The following is a 20,679-nucleotide window of genomic DNA, read 5'->3' on the forward strand; positions in this document are numbered from 1 at the left end:
CTCCCGTGACACCCGAGTCGGGCTCCCGTGACACCCGAGTCCGGCCCTCGCGACACCCGAGTTGGGCTCCCGCGACACCCGAGTCGGGCTCCCGTGACACCCGAGTCCGGCCCTCGTGACACCCGAGTCTGGCTTTCGCGATACCTGAGTCTGGCTTTCGTGACACCCGAGTCTGGCTTTCGCGATGCCTGAGTTCCCTCTTCGTGGGCGAGGGAGCCTCAGCGTGCGCCGAAGCCGGACTCGCCTGTCGTGGGAGCCCGACTCGCCTGTCACGAAAGCCGGACTCGCCTGTCGCGAAAGGCCGACTCGCGCGTCGCGGGAGGCCGACTCGCGCGCTGGCCAGGGTTCGCCGTCTTCTAACTGCGTCGCGCTCGCCGGGAAGCCGGTCACGATGTGCTCGCGCTGGGCCGAAGCGGGGGTGACGGAGGCCGGGTTCGGGTTGCCCGACCGGGCGGAGGAGGTCGCGTCCTATATTGGGCATCTCGCGAGCAAGTTCACCCCGTGGTGAATTTACTAGCTACTTTCAGTAGTTGTTCGGATTTGAGTAACGGTAACATGCGGTGATCCGCCCTGACCGCAACGTGTCCTATCGCTTCGAAATTCTTTCTATCGCCTATGTAACGGACTCAGGAACCCTGCCGACTCCAGGTCTGGCACGGCACACAGACGGGGGCCGCGCCGGAAAAGACGATTACTTTCGGTAATTTTTTCGGCGTGGGCGGGGCGCGCGCCGTCCCCACAGCCGCACAGCGGGAGGTCGGATGGACGAGCCGGTGGACAGACCGATCCAGGTCGGTGACGCACAGCTGGGGGTTGGCCTGCGGCCCGCGCCGCGGCGCTCGAAATCCCAGGCCAGGGTGGGGGCCAGCGCCTGGGAGAGCCGATACCGGGTGCTCGTGGTCTCCAGCGACGTCATGGCCACCCTCCTGGTGATCGCGGCGGCGGCGATGATCATCCTCCGGATCACCCGCCAGCCCTACTTCCTGCACGCCTCGGGCACCGCCGCCACCATCCTGTGCGTGCTGCCGATCAGCCGGGCGTGGAGCCAGCACGTGCTGGGCGACGGTGCCGAGGAGTACCGGCGCCTGGTCCGCGGCCTGCTCGTTTCCGCGGTCCTGGTCGCGCTCGCCGGCATCCTGTTCGGGGCGCTCGACGTGCAGCCGTGGGTGTTCCTCGTGGTCCCCGCCGTCGGCGTGCTCGCCCTGTTCCAGCGTTACCTCCTGCGGCAGACGCTGCACCGGGCCCGCCGCCGGGGGCAGTGCATGCTGCCGGTCATGGCCGCGGGCGGCCCCGGCACGGTCCGGGAACTGATCGAGCGGACCCGGGCCGACGCGCATGTCGGATGGCGCGTCGAGGCCGTGTGCACGGGAGAGCGCGGCAGTGAAAAAGGCGTCGGCGACATCGGGGGCGTGGCCGTGGCCGGGCGCCTCGACCAGGTCGCCGACCAGGTGCGCCGGGGCGGTTACCGGGTGGTCGCGGTCACTCCCGCCCCGTACTGGACCCCGCAACGGCTGCAACAGCTCGCCTGGGACCTCGAAGGCACGGGGGCCGAAATGGTGGTGGCGCCGGTGCTGATGGAAGTGGCGGGGCCACGGCTGAACTTCTCCGGCGTGCTCGGCATGCCGCTGCTGCGGGTCACCGCGCCGGCGTTCACCGGCGGCCGGCGGGTGATCAAGGATGTCGTCGACCGGACGCTGGCCGCGTTCGGCATCCTGCTGCTCTCTCCGCTGCTGCTGATGATCGCGGCACTGGTGAAGGCCAACGACGGCGGGCCGGTGCTGTACCGGCAGCGCCGGATCGGCCGCGACGGCGACGCCTTCATGATGATCAAGTTCCGCACCATGGTGGTCAACGCGGAGGCGATCCGGAACGAGCTGCTGGCCGCCGACGAGGGCGCCGGCCCGCTGTTCAAGATGCGGCGCGACCCGAGGGTGACCCGTGTCGGGGCGGTGCTGCGCCGGTACTCCCTGGACGAGTTGCCGCAGCTGTTCAACGTGCTGAGCGGCACCATGTCGCTGGTCGGCCCGCGGCCGCCGTTACCCGAGGAGACGCTGAGCTACGAGCGCGCGGCCCAGCGCCGCCTGCTGGTCAAGCCGGGCATCACCGGGCTGTGGCAGGTCAGCGGGCGCAGCGACCTGAGCTGGGAGGAGAGCGTCCGGCTCGACCTGCGCTACGTCGAGGACTGGTCACTGGCGCTCGACCTGGCGATCCTGTGGAAGACCGCGCGGGCCGTGCTCGGCGGCCGTGGCGCTTACTAGGCTGGGCGCTCGTGATTTCCCTGGAACTGCCCGGAATCCGGCAGGTCGCCCTGCTGGCCGCGCACTGCGACGACCTGCCCATCGGTGCCGGCGGCACCCTGCTCACGCTGTGCGCGAACCGTCCGGACCTGACCGTGCACGTGCTCGTGCTCGGTGGCGGCGGCACTGCCCGTGCGGGCGAGGAACGCGCGGCACTGGCCGATTTCTGCGCTCCCGCCCAGGTCGAGCTGACCGTGCTGGACCTGCCGGACGGCCGGATGCCGGTGCACTGGCAGGCGGCCAAGGACGCGATCTCCGCGCTGCGCAAGCGGTGCGAGCCGGATCTGGTGTTCGCGCCGCACCGTGGGGACCGGCACCAGGACCACCGCCTGGTGGCCGAGCTGGTGCCGCAGGTGTTCCGCGACCATTTCGCGCTCGGCTACGAGATCGTCAAGTGGGACGGCGACCTGGGTCAGCCCGCGGTCTACCAGCCGCTCACCGAGGAGACCGCGCGGCGCAAGGCGGACCTGCTCGCCAAGCACTACCCGTCACAGCACGGCAAGGACTGGTACACCGAGGACGCTTTCCTGAGCCTGGCGAGGCTGCGCGGCATTCAGCAGCACGCGCCGTATGCGGAGGCTTTCCACGTCGAAAAGCTCGCTCTCACTGTCGCGGCGCGGCCGTGAGCGCGGAAGGGGAGGGGATCGTGCCGGTTTGCCGGGCCTGCGGCGGGACCGACGGGGACATTGTCCTGGACCTCGGGCTGCAGCCGCCATGTGACCTGTTCCCGCTCGTCACCGATCCCGGCCCGGATCCGTTGTTCCCGCTGCGGATGTGGATGTGCGCCTCCTGCGCGCTGGCCCAGCTGGTCGAGGATCCCGGGACCAGGGAGGAGCCGGCGGGCGTGGAGCCTCGCGCGCTGACCGAGCAGGCCGCCGACGCGGTGCGGGCGCTGGGCGAGGCCGGGCTGCTCCGCGAAGGCGGGACGGTCGCCGAGTTCGGCAGCCCGCACGGCGGGTCCTGGCTGCCGCTGCTGTGCGAGGCCGGGATGCGGGAGGCTCGCGACGGCGAGCCGGCCGACCTGGTGCTCGACTGCTTCGGCATGATGCACGAGGCCGACCAGCGCACCGCGATGGCCGGGCGGGCGGCACGGCTCGCGCCCGGCGGCGTGGTGCTCATGCAGTTCCACTCGCTCGCCTCGATCCTCGCGCAGCGGCAGTGGAACGCCCTGCGGCACGGGCACTTCGCCTACTACTCCACACCCGCCGCGATCACCCTCGCCGGCTCGGCGGGCCTGCGGCCGGGCCGCAGCTGGACTTTCCCGCTCTACGGCGGAACCGTGTTGCTCGAACTCGGCCATTCGGTCGAAGCGGACGAAAAAACCGCCAGGCTGGCGACCGCCGAACTCGCGGCGGGTGTCACCGCGATCCCGAAAGTCGTCGAACTGGACCGCGAGGTGGCCCGGAGTTGCGAATCTCTGCGGGATCGCCTGGCGCGGTGCGAAAAGGACGGAAAACGTGTTCTCGGATACGGCGCCGCGTCCCGCGCGGTCGTATTACTTCGCCAGGCCGGAATCGATACCGATCTGTTGCCGGCGATCGTGGATATTTCGGCCGGCAAGGTGGGGCGGCGGATGCCGGCGAGCCGCATTCCGATCGTCGGCCCGGAGCGCCTGACCGTGGCCCCGCCCGACGTGGTGCTGTTGTTCGTGCCCGATCTGCTGGCCGAGGTGCGGGCGGCGTATCCGGTCCTCGACACGGGCTGTGAATGGATTTTGACCTGATCGTGGCTGGTCAGGGTACTCTCTAACGGTGACGAGTGGTCCGGTGACGGACACTGAGCGTTGTGAGATTCACCCGTTTGCCGTCATATGATGCCCCGGTTGCGCGTAACACGCGCCGGTCGTCCTTCTATAGTCACCGTGACGTGCCGGGTCCCGGACGTGTCACGAGCAGCAACAGGGGCGACGATGGCGGGCGGATCACAAGATCGGGGGATGGTGGCGGGGGCGCGCTTGCGGCGCGCTTCCCGTGATGCCTGCCCGGAGTTCGCCGCCCGAGACTTGCTGCGCGTGGCCGGTCCGGGCGCTTCTGGTGAATTTTTTCCGCCGAAAAGCCGGCCCGATCGGTCGGAACCAGCATATCCGTCGCGTTCGCGACTCCGGCCGGGTTGCCACCGGGTGCGATTGTGCCGCCGAGCGATCCGGCCGCCACCTTTTCCGAATATGCCTTCGGGCGCCTCGTCTTTCCCATTTCCCGCGTGGAGGTCTCAGCGTGAAGGTCGTCCTCTTCTGCGGCGGCTACGGCATGCGCATGCGCAACGGGCCCGCCGACGACGTGCCGAAGCCCATGCAGATGGTCGGCCCCCGGCCGCTGCTGTGGCACGTGATGCGCTACTACGCGCACTTCGGTCACCAAGACTTCTTGCTCTGCCTCGGCTACGGCGCGCACCACATCAAGGACTCCTTCCTCACCTACACTGAAACCGCTTCCAACGACTTCGTCCTCCGCGGCGGCCGGGTCGAACTGCTGTCCGCCGACATCGGCGACTGGCGGATCACCTTCGTGCACACGGGCCTGGAGTCCTCGATCGGCGAGCGGCTGCGGCGGGTCCGCGAGCACGTCGAAGAAGAGGAGATGTTCCTCGCCAGCTACGCCGACGTGCTCACCGACGCCCCGCTCGACGTCATGGTCGGCAACCTGGCCGGCAGCGACGCGGGTGCCTCGATGATGGTGGTGCCGCCGCAGGTGTCCTTCCACACCGTCGAACTCGACGGCCACCAGGTGCGGTCGGTCAGCTCCGCGAAAGCGCTGCCGGTGTGGGAGAACGCCGGGTACTTCGTGCTGCGGCAGGAGATCTTCGACCACCTTCCGAAGAACGGCGACCTCGTCGAGGACACCTGCGGCGCGCTCGCCCGGCGCGGCCGGCTGATCGCCTACCCCTACCGCGGGTTCTGGCAGGCCGCCGACACGTTCAAGGAACGCGCCGCGCTCGACGCCGCCTACGAAAGCGGTGCCCGCCCGTGGATGTCGTGGGAACGGGACGAGCTCATGGCGGGAGCGCGGGCATGACGCCGCGAGCGCGCCGCCGCCACCGCGACTTGGCCACCGCTCTGGTCTCACTCAGCGGCACACGCGGTCGACCTGGCCGCGAACCGTGCACGAGCAAGGGAAATTAGCCGCCGGACGGAGGTGAACCTCCCCGGGGTGACATGCGTCCTCCGACAGGCTCCCCGCTCTGTAACCCCGAATCCCCGATCCCCGACCCCCTTGAGGACACGAGTGACCATCACCGACACCCCACGTCCGGTCACCACAACCGAATTCGATGAATTCGAGAACCTGGGCGACGCGCTCGCCCGCGCGGCGGCGCGCGCGCCCCGGCGCGGCCCGGCTCCCCTGGTCTCGATCGTGGTCCCGGCCAAGAACGAGGCGCCCAACCTGCGCGAGGTCCTGCCCGTACTGCCGCCGGTGCACGAGGTCATCGTCGTGGACGGCCATTCCACCGACAACACCGCCGCGGTCGCGCGCGCGGCGCTGCCCGGCGTGCGGGTCATCCAGCAGACCAGGCGCGGCAAGGGAAACGCGCTCGCGTGCGGCTTCCTCGCGGCCTCCGGCGACGTGATCGTGATGTTCGACGCGGACGGCTCGGCCGACCCCGCCGAAATCGAGAAGTTCGTCGGCGCGCTCGTCGGCGGCGCGGACTTCGCCAAGGGCACCCGGTTCGCGCCGGGCGGCGGCAGTCACGACATCACCGGGTTGCGCGCCGCCGGGAACCTTGGTCTGAACCGGTTGAGCAACACCTTGTTCAGCGGCGGCTTCACCGACCTTTGCTACGGCTACAACGCGTTCTGGCGCGACCTGGTGCCGTTGCTCTCGCTCCCGCCGATCTTCGCCGCGCCCGGCGAAACCATGCTGTGGGGCGACGGTTTCGAGATCGAGACGGTGATCAACTGCCGCGTGGCCGCGCTCGGCCTGTGGATCACCGAGGTACCCAGTGTCGAGCGGCGGCGGCGGCACGGCGAGACGAACCTGCGCACGTTCAGCGACGGCGGCCGGGTGCTGCGCACGCTCGTGGCCGAATGGCAGCGGGTCGGGCAGCAGCGCCGCACCCGCCGCTTCGGCGGCTTCCTGCCGGCGCCCCTGCTGGAAGCCGAAGGCACCACATGAGCGGTTCGCCAGACCTGGGCACCAGTGTGGTGATCTGTGCCTACACCGAGCGGCGCTGGGACGATCTGGTGGCGGCGGTCGTTTCGGTCCGTGAGCAGACCGTGGCCGCCGGCGAGATCATCGTCGTGGTCGACTGCAATCCGCGCCTGGCCGAACGGGCGGCCGCGGAGTTCGTCGGCATCACGGTGGCGGAGAACACCGGCAAGCGCGGGCTTTCCGGCGCCCGCAACACCGCGATCGACCTCGCCAAGGGCGACGTGATCGCGTTCCTCGACGACGACGCCGTCGCCGAGCCCGACTGGCTCGAACAACTGCTGGCCGGCTACCGCGACGGGCGGGTGCTGGCGGTCGGCGGTTCGGCGCGGCCGGTCTGGCCCGGCGGCACGCGGCCGGGGCTGCTGCCCGGTGAACTGGACTGGGTGGTCGGCTGCACCTACGTCGGGCAGCCGACGGTGGACACCCCGGTGCGGAACCTGATGGGCTGCAACATGTCCTTCCGGCGCGAGGCGTTCCGCCTCGCCGGCCGGTTCGCCGAGGACCTGGGCCGCGTCGGCCGCACCCCGCTGGGCTGCGAGGAGACCGAGTTGTGCATCCGGCTCCGGCAGGCCTCGCCGGGTTCGGTGATCCTGTTCCGCCCCGGGGCGGCGATCCGGCACCGGGTCACCGCCGACCGGCTCACCTGGTCGTACCTGCGCCGCCGTGGCTGGGGCGAGGGGATTTCCAAGGCTCAGGTCTCGCGCACGGTCGGTGCCGAGGCAGCGCTTTCCACCGAACGCGACTACCTGCGCAAGGTGATCCCGGCCGCGGTGCTGCGGGAACTCGCGCGCGGCCGCGGCGCGGGCGTGCTCGCGCTGGGCACGGTGGTTTCCGCGACCGCCGCGGGCTACCTGCGTGGCGCGATGGCCGGGCCGCGGCTGCACATCCGCCCGAGCAGGCCGCGGCTGGTGCACGGCCCGATCCACGTGTCTACTGTGGACGTTTCCAGGGCACCGGTCGAGCTGCCGGTGCCGGCCAGGACGGTGGGCCACTACCGCGCCGCCCAGCTGCTCCTGCGCGACGGTGAGCGGACCCTGGACGTCGTCCTGCTGCCGGTGCGGCACGGCGTGGTGCGGCTGGACGAGTTCATCCCCAGAGGGGAGCCCCGGCGCGCGCCCGCGTTCGAGCGGCCGCTGATCAGCGTGGTGATCCCCACCGCGCACCGGAAGGCCCAGGCGGTCGCCAGCGTGCGGGCCGCGCTCGCCGCCGGGTATCCGCGGCTGGAAATCCTGGTGGTGGACAACCTGCCGTCCGAACCCGGCGGCGATTCGTGGCTGCGCGCCGAGGTCGAGATGCTCGGCGCCCGGTACCTCGTGGAGCCGCGCAAGGGGGTCAGCGTCGCCAGGAACACCGGTGCGCGCGAAAGCACCGGCGAGCTGATCGCGTTCGTGGACGAGAACATCAGCGTCGAGCCGGGCTGGTTCGACGCGGTGGCCGAGGAGTTCGCCACCGACCCGGCGGTCGGCTGCGTGACCGCGCTGGTGCTGCCGGCGAGCCTGGAGACCGACGCCGAGGTGCTGTTCGAACGGCTCAAGGGTTACAGCCAGGCGGTGCGCCGCCAGCGGCTGGACCGGGAAACGGTCCGCGAAGACCCGCTCTACCCGTTGTCGATGGCGCGCTACGGCCCCGGCAGCTGCACCACGTGGCGGCGGTCGACGTTCGAAAGCCTTGGCGGGTTCGACCCGTTGCTCGGCGCGGGCACGCCCGCCATGGCGGGGGAGGACCTGGACCTGTTCGTGCGGCTGGCCCGCGCGGACGGCACCCTGGTGTACACCCCGCACGCGGTCGCGCGGCACACCCACCGCGCCGACTGGCTCGAACTCCGCGAGCAGATGCGCGGCTACGGCGTCGGCCTCTCGGCGATGCTGCTGCTGTCCGTAATGCGCCAGCCGGGCGTGGTCTTCTCCATCCTGCGCCGGGTTCCGCGCGGGCTGGCGCGGCTGGCGGTGCCCACCCCGGAACTGCCGCTGTCCGACCGCGCGGCCAGGGCCCGGCTCCGGCAGCTTCGCCGCGATGAGCGGTGTGGCATGCTCGGGGGCCCCGTGGCGTTCGCGCGCGCATGGGCGGCGAGGCGGTCATCGCCCGCGAAACGCGAGTGACCATGGCCGGGGACGGGACTGGGGAAAGGGTACGGGTGGGCGAGCAGTTGCGGATCCGGCGGATCACCGCCTACTGCCTGCTCGCCGTGTGCGCGATGACCGTGGCCATGATCGCCGCGGACTTCGCCGGTCCGGTCAGGCCCGTGGTGATCCTGTTGTTCGTCGGCACGGTGCCCGGCTGGGCGCTGATCTCCTACCTCAACGTGCGGCATCTGTCGGTGACCTGGATCAGCGCGGTGGGGCTGTCCCTGTCGATCTCCATCGTCGTGGCGCAGTTCCTGGTCCTGACCAAGCTGTGGCATCCGGGGCCCGCCGTGGTTCTGCTGGCCACGTTCACGATTCCCCTGCTGGTGCACCACGTGCTGCGGAGCAGGCCGGCCGAGGCCGGTGCCAGATGAGCAGACAGGTAAGGCCGCACCAGCCTGCCGCAGAGGCCAAAGAGTCCGGTCTGGGCCGCGGCATGCTCGGCGACGGTGTCGCCCTGTCGGCCAGCACGGCGATCAGCGCGCTGGCCGGGATGTTCGGCTGGATACTCGCCGCCCGGCTGCTGCCCGCCGCGGACGTCGGGCACGCCTCCGCCTTCATTTCCGGGATGCTGCTGGTCGCCGGCATCGCCGAACTCGGGCTGGGACCGGCGGTCCTGCGCTGGCTGCCCCGCGCCGGGCACTTCCGCCGCCGCCTGCTGCGCAACAGCTACCTGGTGGTTTCGCTGGGTGGCCTGGTGGGCGCGATGGTGTTCGTGCTGGTCCCGGAAGGTAGGACGGTCGTGGACAGGGTGCCCGCGGGGGCACTGTTGTTCATTCCCGCGACAATCTGCTGGACGCTGTTCCAGTTCCAGGACTCCGTTCTGACGGGACTCGAGCGCCCCCGCTGGGTACTCGTGGAAAACACCTTCTTCGGCCTGTCCCGCCTCGTCTTCCTCGGTGTGCTGGCGCCCTTGGCGGGCGCGCTGGCGCTGCTGCTGTCCTGGATGGTGCCGACGGCGTTGTGCGTGTTCGCCGTCACGGTGCTGGTGTTCCGCCTCGCCCGGCCGGACCGGACGCCCGGGACGATGCCGGACCGGCGGGAGGTGTTCCGGCTGCTGGCGCCCACCTATCCGGCGACCGTCTGCGTCGTGGCCCTCTACAACCTGGTGCCGCTGATCATGCTGCACCGGTTCGGGCCGGGGGCCGAAGCGGTGTTCTTCGTGGTCTGGACCGCGATCAACGCACTGGACCTGGCGGCGACGGTCTTCGTCAACCCGCTGGTCGTGCGGCTGTCGGCCGAGCCCGGGCACGCGCGCGGGCTGGTCGTCCACACGGCGGTACGGCTGGCGCTGGTGTTCGTCCCGGCGCTGCTCGCCGGCGGCCTGCTCGCCGGTGTGCTGCTGGGTGTCTTCGGCGAGGAGTACAGCCAGGGCGCGGACCTCTTCCGGGTGCTGCTGTGCGCGCAGCTCCCGCGGCTGGTCGTCGTGCTCGGCGTCGCCGTGCACCTGGGTGCGGGCCGAGGCCTGGGAGTCGCGCGGCTGCACGCGGTCACGACCGTGGCCGCCGTCGGGCTCGCGCTGGTGATGCCCAGCCAGCTGGCCTTCGGTGTGGGCCTGCTGGCCGCTCAGTGCGGGCTCGCCGCCGCGGTGCTGGTCGGCATCCGTGCTCAGCTGCGCGGAGCCCGAACGTGAACGCGCCGACCCGGTTCCCGTGGGGGTTTCGGGGGAACCAGCCCGCCCGTGCCTTCCGCGGGCTCACCTCCCAGATCCCGGGCGGGGGCAAGCCCCCCGGCCCCCATCGCTACCCGATTCCCAACCGGCCTTTGCACTACCCGGCGCCCACCGGCACGCCCGGCGGCAAACCTGCCGGCGTACCCGGTACGGTCACTCACTACATGCCGGCCGCCGGCTCGCTGGCGCCGCCACAGCCACCACAGCCGCCGCTCCCGGCGCCGGTTCCCGCCGAGCCGCCCCCGCCCCCGCGCCCGGGGCACGGCTTCGGCAAGCCCGCGTTCCTGACGGATCCGTTCTTCGGGCCCGGGCTGGCCGCCGTCGCGGTCATTCTGTGGGTCGTCGGGCTGAGCCCGATCTCACCGGCGCAGATCGGCGGCGCCGGGCTGATCGCCGAACTGTCGGTGGCCACGCTGCTGTCGTATCCGGCCCTGATCGCCGCCGTAATGTTCGAACTGCTGCGGTACAAGCCCCGAAACTGGCTCCTTTCCCTGTACACCGCCATCGGCGTGATCATGGTGTATGGGCTGCAGCCCGCCGTGGAGGAAGAAGCCCGGCTGCCGACCTCATGGCTGCATGCCGGTTTCGCCGAATACATCGCCGACCACGGCGAAGTTCTCCAGCACTTCGACGCCCGCTTTTCCTGGGCCGGTTTCTTCTCCCTGGTGGCCATGATCACCAAGGCGGCCGGCCTGCCCAGCGCGGTGCCCCTGCTCAACTGGGCGCCGGTGGTGCTGGAAGGGCTGATGGTGCTGGGCGTGCGGGCGTTCGCGGTGTCCGCGCTCGGCAACCGGCGGGCGTCGTGGCTGGCGCCCTGGGTCTTCCTGTGCGGGAACTGGACGGAACAGGACTACTTTTCGCCGCAGGCCACGACCATGGTGCTGTCCCTGGCCGCGCTCACCCTGACCTTCCGGCACCTGGTGCGCCCGCGCCTGACGGAGCCCGTGCGCGCACGGCTACGGGCCCGGCTCGCGCCCCGGTCGAGCCCGAAGGCACGGCTGGTCGCGCAGGGCGCGGTCGTGCTGATCGGACTGGGGCTGGCGCCGACCCACCAGCTCACCCCCTTCGTGCTCGGCGGGCTGCTGTTGGTGCTGCTGCTGTTCGGCAGGCTCTGGCCGGCGTGGCTGCCGTTCGTGATGGTCGGCGCCGCGGTGGTCTGGTTTTCGCTCGGCGCGGAGGACTTCTGGAGCGGCCAGCTCATCCAGCTGATCCTGGGCCCGCTCGGCGACGTCGGCTCGAACGTCGGCCAGGGCCTGTTCAGCCGGTTCTCCGGCAGTTTCGGCCACCTGGTCGTGCTGATGGTGCGTGTCGCCACGACAGGCTTCGTGATCGCGCTGGCCGCGGCGGGCATTTACCTCATGCGCCGCCGCGACGGCCTCCGGTCATGGCTGTTGCCCGCACTGTGTGCCGCGCCGTTCGGGCTCGCGCTCGCCCAGTCGTACGGCGGCGAGGTGTTCATGCGCTGCTACCTCTTCGCGTTGCCGATCATGGCGTTGCCCAGCGGGATCGCCCTGGAACGCGCCACGATGAGCGCGCGGCGGCTGCGCCTGAAGAACCGGCCCGCCCACACCCTCGCCGTGGCCGCGATCCCGTGGCTGGTGCTCACCGTGCTGACCGCGGCGACGATCACCGCCCGGGGCGGCAACGACGCCTACACCACCGCCAGCTCGAGCGATGTCGCCGCGGTCACCTGGGCGGTGGAGCGAGCCCGGCCGGGGGAGCGGGTCGATTCGCTGGTCAACGCGGTCCCCGTCGACTTCATGCGCGTCGGTGAGGTTGAGCAGTCCATGGTGGACGTCTACTGCGCGCAGGTGGACAACCTGAGCCTCGTGGTCGACTGCGTCCGCGACAAGGGACCGGACTACCTCGTCCTCACCGGACCCCAGCTCGCCTACCTCCGGATCCTCGACGGGGTGCCGGCCGGGTACGGGGACGAACTGCTGAAGAGGCTGGGCGCCACCGGCACCTACCGCCTGGTGTACAACAACAGCGGGTCACTGGTGCTCCAGCGATCCACACCAGCCCTGAAGGACGTCAAGCCCGTCGACGGAGACACCGGATGAACTCGGCCGACGTACTGACCCTGGCCACCGCCTGTCTCGGGGTGGTCCTGCTGGTCGTGCTCGTCGTCCGGACCGTGCTCAAGGAGTTGGCGGTGGGACGGCGGTCGACCGACTCGGCCAGCGCGCGGACCGGGCGGATCCGCGTTCTGGACGTGGTGGCCGTGGCGCTCACCGTACTGGTCGTGACCGGCGCCGTGGTGCGCATCGTGACGGGGCTCGCGACATGATCGATGGATGGGGTGAGGTGTGCTGAGAAAGCCCGAAATATCGGTGTGTATTCCGGTTCTGAACGGTGAACGATTTCTGGCCGAAACCCTGCGCAGCGTCCTGGCGCAGACCTTCGAGGACTTCGAACTGGTCGTCGTGGACAACGCCTCGACCGACCGGACCCCGGAGATCCTCCGCGAGTTTTCCGATCCCCGGCTCCGGGTAGTGCGCAACGAAAGTGTGCTCTCGCTCGCCGACAACTGGAACAAGGCGGTCGTCGAATCGCGCGCGCCGCTGGTCAAACTGGTCTGCGGCGACGACCTGCTCGCGCCGCGCTGTCTCGAACTCCAGCGGGAGGTGCTGCGGGCCGGCCAGGACCTGGCACTGGTGTGCGCGCGCCGGGACCTGATCAACGGGGCTTCCGAGCCGATCGTCCGGAACCGTGGGCTGCGGGGCCTCCTCGGCCGCCTGGCCACCCCCCAGGTCGTCCGCAAAGTCGTCCGGCACGGTGGGAACCCGCTCGGCGAACCGGGCGGCGCGCTGTTCCGGCGCGAACATTTCGACGCGGTCGGCGGATTCGACCCCCAGTGGCATTTCACGATGGATCTCGCGTTGTGGATCCGCCTGCTGGAACACGGTGCCTTCTTCGGCATGCGGGAATCACTGGCGGCCTTCCGGATCCGGACCGATTCATTGACCGCCGCACGGGCCGGTCAGGCCGAATACGCGGAGCAGCGTTCGTTCACCGAGCGGTTGTCGGCCGAGTTCGAATGGCATCTCTCCCGGCGCGACCGGCTGGTGAGCGCCGCGAACGCGCCGGGCGCCCGGTTGCGGCGAGAGGCGTTGTTCCTGCTTGTGGCGATGCACGCGCAGCGCCTGGGATCGGAAACGGACCAACGCCGAGAGGGCGTGAAGACTCCGCCGGGGCCGGGGCGGTAGTTTTGCCGACCATGAAACGCCGAGGGGTGCTGGTCGGGGTTTGTGTCGTATTGGTGGCCGTGGCCAGCCTCGCCCTGACCATCGTCGTCAAGCGGTTCAAGGGCGGCGATGGACCGCAGGCGCCGGACTTCGCCACCGCGGTGCCGGCCGTGCCTCCCGCGCAGCCTTCCTCCACCGAAGCGGCGGTGCTCTACGGCTGGCAGCGCACCGGGGGCGACGAGTTCGACGGTGACAAGGTCGACACCGCGCGGTGGGACATCTACGAAGGGGTCAACGGGGTCAACGAGTCGTGGAGCGGTCAGCAGTGCTCGGTCCGGAACGGCACGCTCACCATCACCGGGCAACCGGACGCGCTCGGGACCAGTTGCGGTATCGCGTGGCGGCAGAACCAGACCTACGGGCGCTGGGAGGTCCGGGCCCGCATGCCGGCCCCCGCCGACCCCGGTTTCGCCCCGGTCTTCCTGCTCTGGGGGGCGGACGACGCGAACTACCCCGGCGCCGGTGAAATCGACTTCGCCGAGGAATACGACCCCGACCGCCAGTTCATCGAGAGCTGGCTCCACGGCCCCGGCAATTTGAAGGGCCCGTACTTCAAAAGCAGGCCGGTGGATTTGACCCAGTGGCACAACTTCGCGGTGGACTGGCAGCCCGACCACGTCACGATCTACCTCGACGGCGTGCCGTGGGGCATTTACAGCGACCCGAAGTTCATCCCTCGCACGCCCATGCATCTGACGCTTCAGCAGAACTTCACGCGGAAGCATCCGGGTCCTCCTTTGCGGAGTAGCGTCGAGATCGACTGGGCGCGCATCTACCGCAAGTGAGGGGTGCCACAACGTTCCCCGAAATAGTCAAGCGCTCAACTAGTGTTGAAGGTGGCGACAGCGATTCACGAGAAGGAGTTGCGCATGACCTCCACCACGAGCCTGGCCGAGGCGCTCCACGTGCCGCAGGACGTACAGGACCTGTTGTTCCGCGCAGCCCGCACGGCGAACAGCTTCAGCGACGAGCCGGTGTCCGACGAGCAGATCCAGGCCATCTACGACCTGGTCAAATGGGCTCCCACGTCGATGAACACCCAGCCGCTGCGCGCGCTGGTGATCCGCACGCCGGAGGGCAAAAAGCGGCTGCTGCCGCACATGGCCGAGGGCAACCGAGCCAAGACCGCGAGCGCGCCGGTCACCGTCGTGCTGGCCGCCGACGTCGACTTCCACGAAAACCTGCCCAAGACCTTCCCGCACAAGCCGGACGCCAAGGACCTGTTCGCCGGCGACGAGTCCGCGCGGGAGGGCTTCGCGCGGCTGAACTCGCTGCTGCAGGTGGGGTACTTCATCATCGGCGTCCGTGCCGCCGGGCTGGCCGCCGGCCCGATGACCGGGTTCGACAACGCCGGCGTGGACGCGGAGTTCTTCGCCGGCAAGAACTGGAAGTCGCTGGTCGTGGTGAACGTCGGCAAGCCCGGCGAGAACCCGTGGTTCGACCGGCTGCCGCGACTGGACTACGACGAGGTCGTGCAGGCCGTCTGATCTGAGCAGGGGGGCCGGGGGCTTCCCCCGGACGGCACGGCCTACCCGAAAGTGGGTCGCGGGCGGCGGATAGCATCGACGGTAACCAAACCGTTTCCAGCATGCCTTCGGGAGCCCATCGTGAACCAGCCGTCGCCCGCCGCAGCCGCACCCGCCTCGAGCGTGGTGGTGCCGGCCGGGACCACGGCGGGCGCCGCGGTCCGGGAGGCGAACCTGCCGACGAAGGGCCCGGAGACGGTGGTCGTCGTCCGTGACCCCGAGGGTCGCCTGCGAGACCTCGCGTGGGTGCCCGAGGCCGACACCCCGGTCGAGCCGGTCGCGGCGAACACCGAGGACGGCCGCGGCGTGATCCGGCACTCCGCCGCGCACGTGCTGGCCCAGGCCGTCCAGCAGCAGTTCCCGGAGGCCAAGCTCGGCATCGGCCCGCCGGTGAAGGACGGCTTTTACTACGACTTCGCCGTCGACACCCCGTTCACCCCCGAGGATCTGGCCGCGCTGGAAAAGCGCATGAAGCAGATCATCAAGGGCGCGCAGCAGTTCTCCCGCCGGGTTTTCGAATCCGTCGACGAGGCCAGGGCGGAACTGGCCGGCGAGCCGTTCAAGCTGGAACTCGTCGATTTGAAGTCGGGCAATGACACAATTGACACCTCTGAAATCATGGAGGTCGGCGGCGGCGAGTTGACCGTCTACGACAACCTCGACCCGCGCACCAAGGAACGCGTCTGGAGCGACCTGTGCCGCGGGCCGCACGTGCCGACCACCAAGTTCATCCCCGCGGTCAAGCTGACCCGGGTGGCCGCGGCCTACTGGCGCGGCAGCGAGAAGAACCCGCAGCTACAGCGGATCTACGGCACCGCCTGGGAGTCGCCGGAGGCGCTGGACGCCTACCTGGAGATGCTCGCCGAGGCCGAGCGCCGCGACCACCGCAGGCTCGGCGCGGAGCTCGACCTGTTCTCCTTCCCCGACGAGCTGGGCTCGGGCCTGGCCGTGTTCCACCCCAAGGGCGGCATCGTCCGGCGCGAGCTGGAGGCCTACTCCCGGGCCAAGCACGAGCAGCACGGCTACGAGTTCGTGAACACCCCGCACATCAGCAAAAGTGGGCTGTTCGAAACTTCCGGGCACCTGCCGCACTACGCGGAGAGCATGTTCCCCCCGATGCACTTCGAGGGCGCCGACTACTACGTCAAGGCGATGAACTGCCCGATGCACAACCTGATCTTCCGTTCGCGTGGGCGGTCCTACCGGGAGCTCCCGCTGCGCATGTTCGAATTCGGGTCGGTGTACCGCTACGAGAAGTCCGGCGTGGTGCACGGCCTCACCCGCGTGCGCGGGATGACCCAGGACGACTCGCACATCTACTGCACCAAGGAGCAGATGCAGGGCGAACTGCGCTCGCTGCTCACCTTCGTGCTCGACCTGCTGCGCGACTACGGTCTCGACGACTTCTACCTCGAACTGTCCACACGGGACGACTCGCCCAAGTTCATCGGCTCGCCGGAGGAATGGGAGGAGGCCACCGAGGCGCTGCGCGTCGCGGCCGAGTCCTCCGGGCTGGAACTGGTGCCGGACCCGGGCGGCGCCGCGTTCTACGGTCCGAAGATCTCCGTGCAGGCCAAGGACGCGATCGGCCGCACCTGGCAGATGTCCACCATCCAGGTCGACTTCAACCAGCCCAAGCGGTTCGAGCTGTCCTACCAGGCGGCCGACGGGTCGCGGCAGCAGCCGGTGATGATCCACCGCGCGCTGTTCGGCTCGATCGAGCGGTTCTTCGGCGTGCTCACCGAGCACTACGCGGGCGCGTTCCCGGCGTGGCTGGCGCCGGTGCAGGTGGTCGGCATCCCGATCGCCGACGAGCATGCCGAACATCTGCGCGGCGTGGAGAAGGCGTTGCGCACCAAGGGAATTCGCGTCGAGGTCGACGCCAGCGACGACCGGATGCAGAAGAAGATCCGCACCCACACCACCCAGAAGGTGCCGTTCATGCTGCTGGCCGGTCCGCGCGACGTTGAGGCCGCCGCGGTTTCGTTCCGGTTCCGGGACGGCAGCCAGATCAACGGTGTGCCGGTGGGCGACGCGGTGGAGGCGATCGCGGGATGGATCGCGCGACGAGAGAACGGTTCGCCGAACGCGGAGGCGCTCGGGGCGGTCCTGGGGTGACCCCGGAAACCGTGCCCCAGGACGGTGTCGGCGTGCCGGACGCGCTGCAGCGCCTGTGGACGCCGCACCGGCTCGCCTACGTGCAGGGCCAGGACAAGCCCGAGGGGGACGAGCCGGAGGGCTGCCCGTTCTGCCGGTTGATCGAGATGGACGACGCCGAGGCGCTGATCATCGCCCGCGGGGAACTGGTGTACGCGGTGCTCAACCTGTACCCGTACAACCCCGGGCATCTGATGGTGCTGCCGTACCGGCATGTCGCCGACTACACGGAGCTGACCGGCGAGGAGACGACGGAAGTCGCGCGGTTCACCCAGCGAGCCATGACGGTGATCCGGTCGGTGTCCGGGGCGCACGGCTTCAACATCGGCATGAACCAGGGCGTGATCGCGGGAGCCGGGATCGCCGCGCACCTGCACCAGCACGTCGTCCCGCGCTGGGGCGGCGACGCGAACTTCATGCCCGTCGTCGGGCACACCAAGGTGCTCCCGCAGCTGCTCGGCGAAACCCGGGAACTGCTCGCCGGCGCCTGGCACTGACCTGGCCGTGAACTCCCATTGAACCGGCCCCGTGCGAACGCGTCACACGGGGCCGTTTCGCGACATCACGCTGGTGCTGTTCAGGAGGCGAGGCCGGCCTCGATGTCGAGCTCGATCTTGATCTTGTCACTCACCACGGCGGCGGGGATGTTGTCGCCGATGCCGAACTCCTTGCGGCTGATCTCGGTGCCGGCCGAAACGCCGAGCACCTTGGCGCCCTCGGACAGCCCGTCGCCGAAGCCGCCCAGTTCGGCGAGCAGGGTCACCGGCTTGGTCACGCCGTGCAGGGTCAGCTCGCCGTCGATCAGGTACTCGCCGTCCTCGAAGCGGATGCCGGTCGAGGTGAAGCCGAGGGTCGGGAAGTTCTCCACGTCCAGGAAGTCGGGGGACTTCACGTGGCCGTCGCGCTGCTCGTTGTTGGTGTCGACGCTGGCGGCCTGGATGGTCGCGGTGACCCTGGAGTCGAGGATCTTCTCGGCCGTCACGATCGTGGCTTCGACCTGGTCGAAGCGGCCACGGAGCTTGGTCACGCCCAGGTGCCGGACGGTGAAGGTGACGTCGGAGTGTGCCGAGTCGATGTGCCAGGTGCCGACAATGTACCCGGGAATCTCGGTGGTGGCGGGTGCGCTCATGGGATACCCCTTCTCGTCTTGCGACTTCTTGGTTGAGCCTTCAATCATAGACTGTACCGAAGGGTGATTGAGGGTTCAACCAGGGGGTACGATAGGTCTCATGTCCCGGACACGATGGCTCTCCGACACGGAACAGGGCGTGTGGCGCGAGTTCCTGGCGGCCGTCGACATGGTCCGCGGGCACGTCGACGGCCAGCTCCAGCGCGACGCGGGCATGCCGCACACCTACTACGAAGTCCTGGTCGCGCTGTCCGAGGCGCCGGGCCGTACGCTGCGGATGAGCGACCTTGCCGAGCGGTGCCGCTCGTCGCGGAGCCGCCTTTCGCACGCTGTGGCCAGGCTCGAGAAGAGCGGATGGGTGACTCGCCGCACCTGTCCGACGGACAAACGCGGTTCGTTCGCCTCGCTGACCGAGGAGGGCTTCGCCGCGCTGGAAACGGCCGCGCTCGGGCACGTCGAGGCGGTGCGCGAGGCCCTGTTCGACGCGCTCAGCCCGGACCAGGTCCGCGCGCTGGGCGAGATCAGCGCGACCATCCGGAACAAGCTGACCCCGCGCTGCGCCGCCGCGATGCTGGACGAGGACTCCACCGAGCGCGCCGCCGAGGCCGGCTGAGCCGCTTCCGCGCGCCGCCGCGTACCGCCGTGGCCGGGGATGGATAGGCTTCGCTCGGCAACCGCAACAGGCAGCTAGGTGACGTCTTCCATGCCCGAGAGTTCCGAGCCCACCCGATGTTGAACATCTTCGCGCGTGCCTCCGTCTCCCGCGCTCTCGATCCGCTCGGGCACGCCTTGGTGCGGGCCGGGCTGACGCCCAACGTGATGACCGTGCTCGGCACCACCGGCGCCATCGTCTGCGCCCTGGTGTTCTTCCCGGCGGGCTGGCTGCTCGCCGGCACCTTCACGGTGTGGGGGTTCGCCATGCTCGACCTGCTCGACGGCGCCATGGCACGGGCGCGCGGGTACGGCACCCCGTTCGGCGCGGCACTGGACGCGACCTGTGACCGGCTGGTCGACGGCGCCCTGTTCGGCGCGATCGCCTGGTGGTGCTTCGTGGTCGCGGGCAATCTCCGCGCGGCCGCGGCCGCGCTGGTCTGCCTGGTGCTGGGCCAGGTCATCTCCTACATCAAGGCCCGCGCCGAGGCTTCCGGCCTGCGGGCCGACGGGGGACTGATCGAGCGTGCCGAGCGGCTGATCGTCGCGCTGGTGGGTACCGGGCTGGAGGGATTCGGGCTGCCGTACGCGGTCGAGTCGTCGTTGTGGCTGCTGGCCGTGCTTTCCGCGATCACGCTGGCGCAGCGGATGGCCGCCGTCGCCGTGTCGGCGCGGGAGGCGCGTTCGTGAGTTTCGGCCAGCGCATGAGCGAACTGGGGTATGCCGCGGGCTGGCGGCTGATCCGCCGGCTCCCGCCCGGGGTGACCGGCGCCGCGTTCGCCCTCGGCGCCGATTTCGCCGCGCGACGCGCCGGTCCCGGGGCCCGGCGACTGCGCGGCAACCTCGCCCGGGTGGTGCCGCGGGCGGACGAGGCCGAACTCGACGAGTTGACCCGGCGAGCCCTGCGGTCCTACGCCCGGTACTGGCACGAACTGTTCCGGCTGCCCGCGATGGATCACGCCGCCATCCGGGCCAAGGTGGACCAGCAGATCAGCGGTGTCGAATATCTCGACGCCGCGCTGGCGGAGGGCAACGGAGCCGTGCTGGTACTGCCGCATTCGGGCAACTGGGACGCGGCGGGGCTGTGGATGGTGGGCTACGCGGGTTCCTTCACCACGGTCGTGGAGCGGCTGAAACCGGAATCGGTGTACCGGCGCTTCGTGGCGTTCCGGGAGTCGCTCGGCTTCGAGATCGTGCCGGCCAGCGGGGGCACCGGCTCGTTCCGCCTGCTGCTGGATCGCTTGCGGGAGAACAAGGTGCTCTGCCTGGTCGGGGACCGTGACCTGACCGGAACCGGCATCGAGGTGTCGTTCTTCGGCCAGCCGACGAAAATGCCGGGCGGCCCGGCGCGGCTGGCGGCCAGCACCGGGGCTGCGTTGCTGCCGGTGGGCATGTGGTTCACCGAGGACGGCTGGGGGGTGCGGATCCATCCGCGGATCAGGGTCACTTCGCGGTCCGAGGTGCCCGCCGCGACACAGGCGACGGCCGACATCTTCGCGGGCGACATCGCCGCGCACCCCACCGACTGGCACATGATGCAGACGCTGTGGGCGACGGACTTCGTCGCCGCACAGGAGGCCGCGTGAGCGACAATGGCGGAGCCTCGCTCGCGTGGGCCGACCGGGTGTGGGTGTCCCGCAGGGCACAGGAGGCCGCGTGAGCGACAATGGCGGAGCCTCGCTCGCGTGGGCCGACCGGGTGCGGGTGTCCCGCAGGGCACAGGAGGCGGCG

19 protein-coding genes are annotated in these 20,679 nt (G+C 70.1%); 18 read left to right on the top strand and 1 reads right to left on the bottom strand.

From position 1 onward, the window contains the following. Positions 1-761: 761 nt before the first annotated feature. The 15 genes from VJT49_RS12205 (at position 762) to VJT49_RS12275 (ending at position 17,665) form a co-directional block, all read left to right on the top strand. The gene (locus VJT49_RS12205; protein WP_324164880.1) at positions 762-2,258 is read left to right on the top strand and encodes a sugar transferase; all 1,497 of its coding nucleotides are present in this window, start codon (positions 762-764) and stop codon (positions 2,256-2,258) included. A gap of 11 nt (positions 2,259-2,269) precedes the next feature. After that, positions 2,270-2,923: a PIG-L deacetylase family protein gene (locus VJT49_RS12210; protein WP_324164881.1), complete on the top strand. Its 654-nt coding sequence runs from the start codon at positions 2,270-2,272 to the stop codon at positions 2,921-2,923. Then, the gene (locus VJT49_RS12215) at positions 2,920-4,020 is read left to right on the top strand and encodes a methyltransferase domain-containing protein (RefSeq protein ID WP_324164882.1); all 1,101 of its coding nucleotides are present in this window, start codon (positions 2,920-2,922) and stop codon (positions 4,018-4,020) included. Before VJT49_RS12210 ends, VJT49_RS12215 begins: the two co-directional genes overlap by 4 nt. A 490-nt stretch (positions 4,021-4,510) precedes the next feature. Continuing rightward, positions 4,511-5,308, top strand: a complete 798-nt coding sequence (locus VJT49_RS12220) for a glucose-1-phosphate cytidylyltransferase (protein WP_324164883.1) — start codon at positions 4,511-4,513, stop codon at positions 5,306-5,308. A 210-nt stretch (positions 5,309-5,518) separates the two neighbouring features. Further along, a complete protein-coding gene (locus tag VJT49_RS12225; protein WP_324164884.1) occupies positions 5,519-6,406 on the top strand; it encodes a glycosyltransferase family 2 protein in 888 nt (295 codons plus the stop codon). After that, positions 6,403-8,541 carry a glycosyltransferase family 2 protein gene (locus tag VJT49_RS12230; RefSeq protein ID WP_324164885.1) on the top strand — a complete coding sequence of 713 codons (2,139 nt, stop codon included), beginning with the start codon at positions 6,403-6,405 and terminating at the stop codon, positions 8,539-8,541. Before VJT49_RS12225 ends, VJT49_RS12230 begins: the two co-directional genes overlap by 4 nt. Positions 8,542-8,576: 35 nt before the next feature. Then, positions 8,577-8,939: a hypothetical protein gene (locus VJT49_RS12235; RefSeq protein ID WP_324164886.1), complete on the top strand. Its 363-nt coding sequence runs from the start codon at positions 8,577-8,579 to the stop codon at positions 8,937-8,939. Then, complete coding sequence (locus VJT49_RS12240) at positions 8,936-10,198, top strand: lipopolysaccharide biosynthesis protein (protein WP_324164887.1); 1,263 nt, start codon at positions 8,936-8,938, stop codon at positions 10,196-10,198. Before VJT49_RS12235 ends, VJT49_RS12240 begins: the two co-directional genes overlap by 4 nt. Next, complete coding sequence (locus tag VJT49_RS12245; protein WP_324164888.1) at positions 10,195-12,300, top strand: hypothetical protein; 2,106 nt, start codon at positions 10,195-10,197, stop codon at positions 12,298-12,300. The genes VJT49_RS12240 and VJT49_RS12245 overlap by 4 nt, the downstream gene beginning before the upstream one ends. Then, positions 12,297-12,527: a hypothetical protein gene (locus VJT49_RS12250; RefSeq protein ID WP_324164889.1), complete on the top strand. Its 231-nt coding sequence runs from the start codon at positions 12,297-12,299 to the stop codon at positions 12,525-12,527. Before VJT49_RS12245 ends, VJT49_RS12250 begins: the two co-directional genes overlap by 4 nt. Before the next feature lie 19 nt (positions 12,528-12,546). Continuing rightward, a complete protein-coding gene (locus tag VJT49_RS12255; RefSeq protein WP_324164890.1) occupies positions 12,547-13,446 on the top strand; it encodes a glycosyltransferase family 2 protein in 900 nt (299 codons plus the stop codon). A gap of 11 nt (positions 13,447-13,457) precedes the next feature. Continuing rightward, the gene (locus VJT49_RS12260) at positions 13,458-14,270 is read left to right on the top strand and encodes a glycoside hydrolase family 16 protein (RefSeq protein ID WP_324164891.1); all 813 of its coding nucleotides are present in this window, start codon (positions 13,458-13,460) and stop codon (positions 14,268-14,270) included. Between the two features lie 84 nt (positions 14,271-14,354). After that, positions 14,355-14,972, top strand: coding sequence for a malonic semialdehyde reductase (locus tag VJT49_RS12265; RefSeq protein WP_324164892.1), 618 nt, complete (start codon positions 14,355-14,357; stop codon positions 14,970-14,972). A gap of 120 nt (positions 14,973-15,092) precedes the next feature. Further along, complete coding sequence (thrS, locus tag VJT49_RS12270) at positions 15,093-17,129, top strand: threonine--tRNA ligase (protein ID WP_324164893.1); 2,037 nt, start codon at positions 15,093-15,095, stop codon at positions 17,127-17,129. Continuing rightward, complete coding sequence (locus tag VJT49_RS12275; protein ID WP_414635923.1) at positions 17,066-17,665, top strand: HIT family protein; 600 nt, start codon at positions 17,066-17,068, stop codon at positions 17,663-17,665. Before thrS ends, VJT49_RS12275 begins: the two co-directional genes overlap by 64 nt. 80 nt (positions 17,666-17,745) lie before the next feature. Here VJT49_RS12275 and VJT49_RS12280 read toward each other — a convergent pair whose 3' ends face one another. Further along, positions 17,746-18,297, bottom strand: coding sequence for a YceI family protein (locus VJT49_RS12280; protein WP_324164895.1), 552 nt, complete (start codon positions 18,295-18,297; stop codon positions 17,746-17,748). Positions 18,298-18,397: 100 nt separating this feature from the next. Here VJT49_RS12280 and VJT49_RS12285 point away from each other — a divergent pair, with 100 nt between their 5' ends. The 3 genes from VJT49_RS12285 (at position 18,398) to VJT49_RS12295 (ending at position 20,534) form a co-directional block, all read left to right on the top strand. Beyond that, positions 18,398-18,910 (top strand): MarR family winged helix-turn-helix transcriptional regulator, encoded by a 513-nt coding sequence (locus VJT49_RS12285; RefSeq protein ID WP_324164896.1) that lies wholly within the window; start codon positions 18,398-18,400, stop codon positions 18,908-18,910. 116 nt (positions 18,911-19,026) lie between these two features. Beyond that, positions 19,027-19,638 carry a phosphatidylinositol phosphate synthase gene (gene pgsA, locus VJT49_RS12290; RefSeq protein WP_324164897.1) on the top strand — a complete coding sequence of 204 codons (612 nt, stop codon included), beginning with the start codon at positions 19,027-19,029 and terminating at the stop codon, positions 19,636-19,638. Positions 19,639-19,652: 14 nt separating this feature from the next. Further along, entirely contained in the window at positions 19,653-20,534 is an 882-nt protein-coding gene (locus VJT49_RS12295) for a phosphatidylinositol mannoside acyltransferase (RefSeq protein WP_324164984.1), read from the top strand. Positions 20,535-20,679: the final 145 nt, after the last annotated feature.

Origin of the sequence: Amycolatopsis sp. (assembly GCF_035276945.1) — a bacterium.
In the GTDB taxonomy this organism is placed as follows: domain Bacteria; phylum Actinomycetota; class Actinomycetes; order Mycobacteriales; family Pseudonocardiaceae; genus Amycolatopsis_E.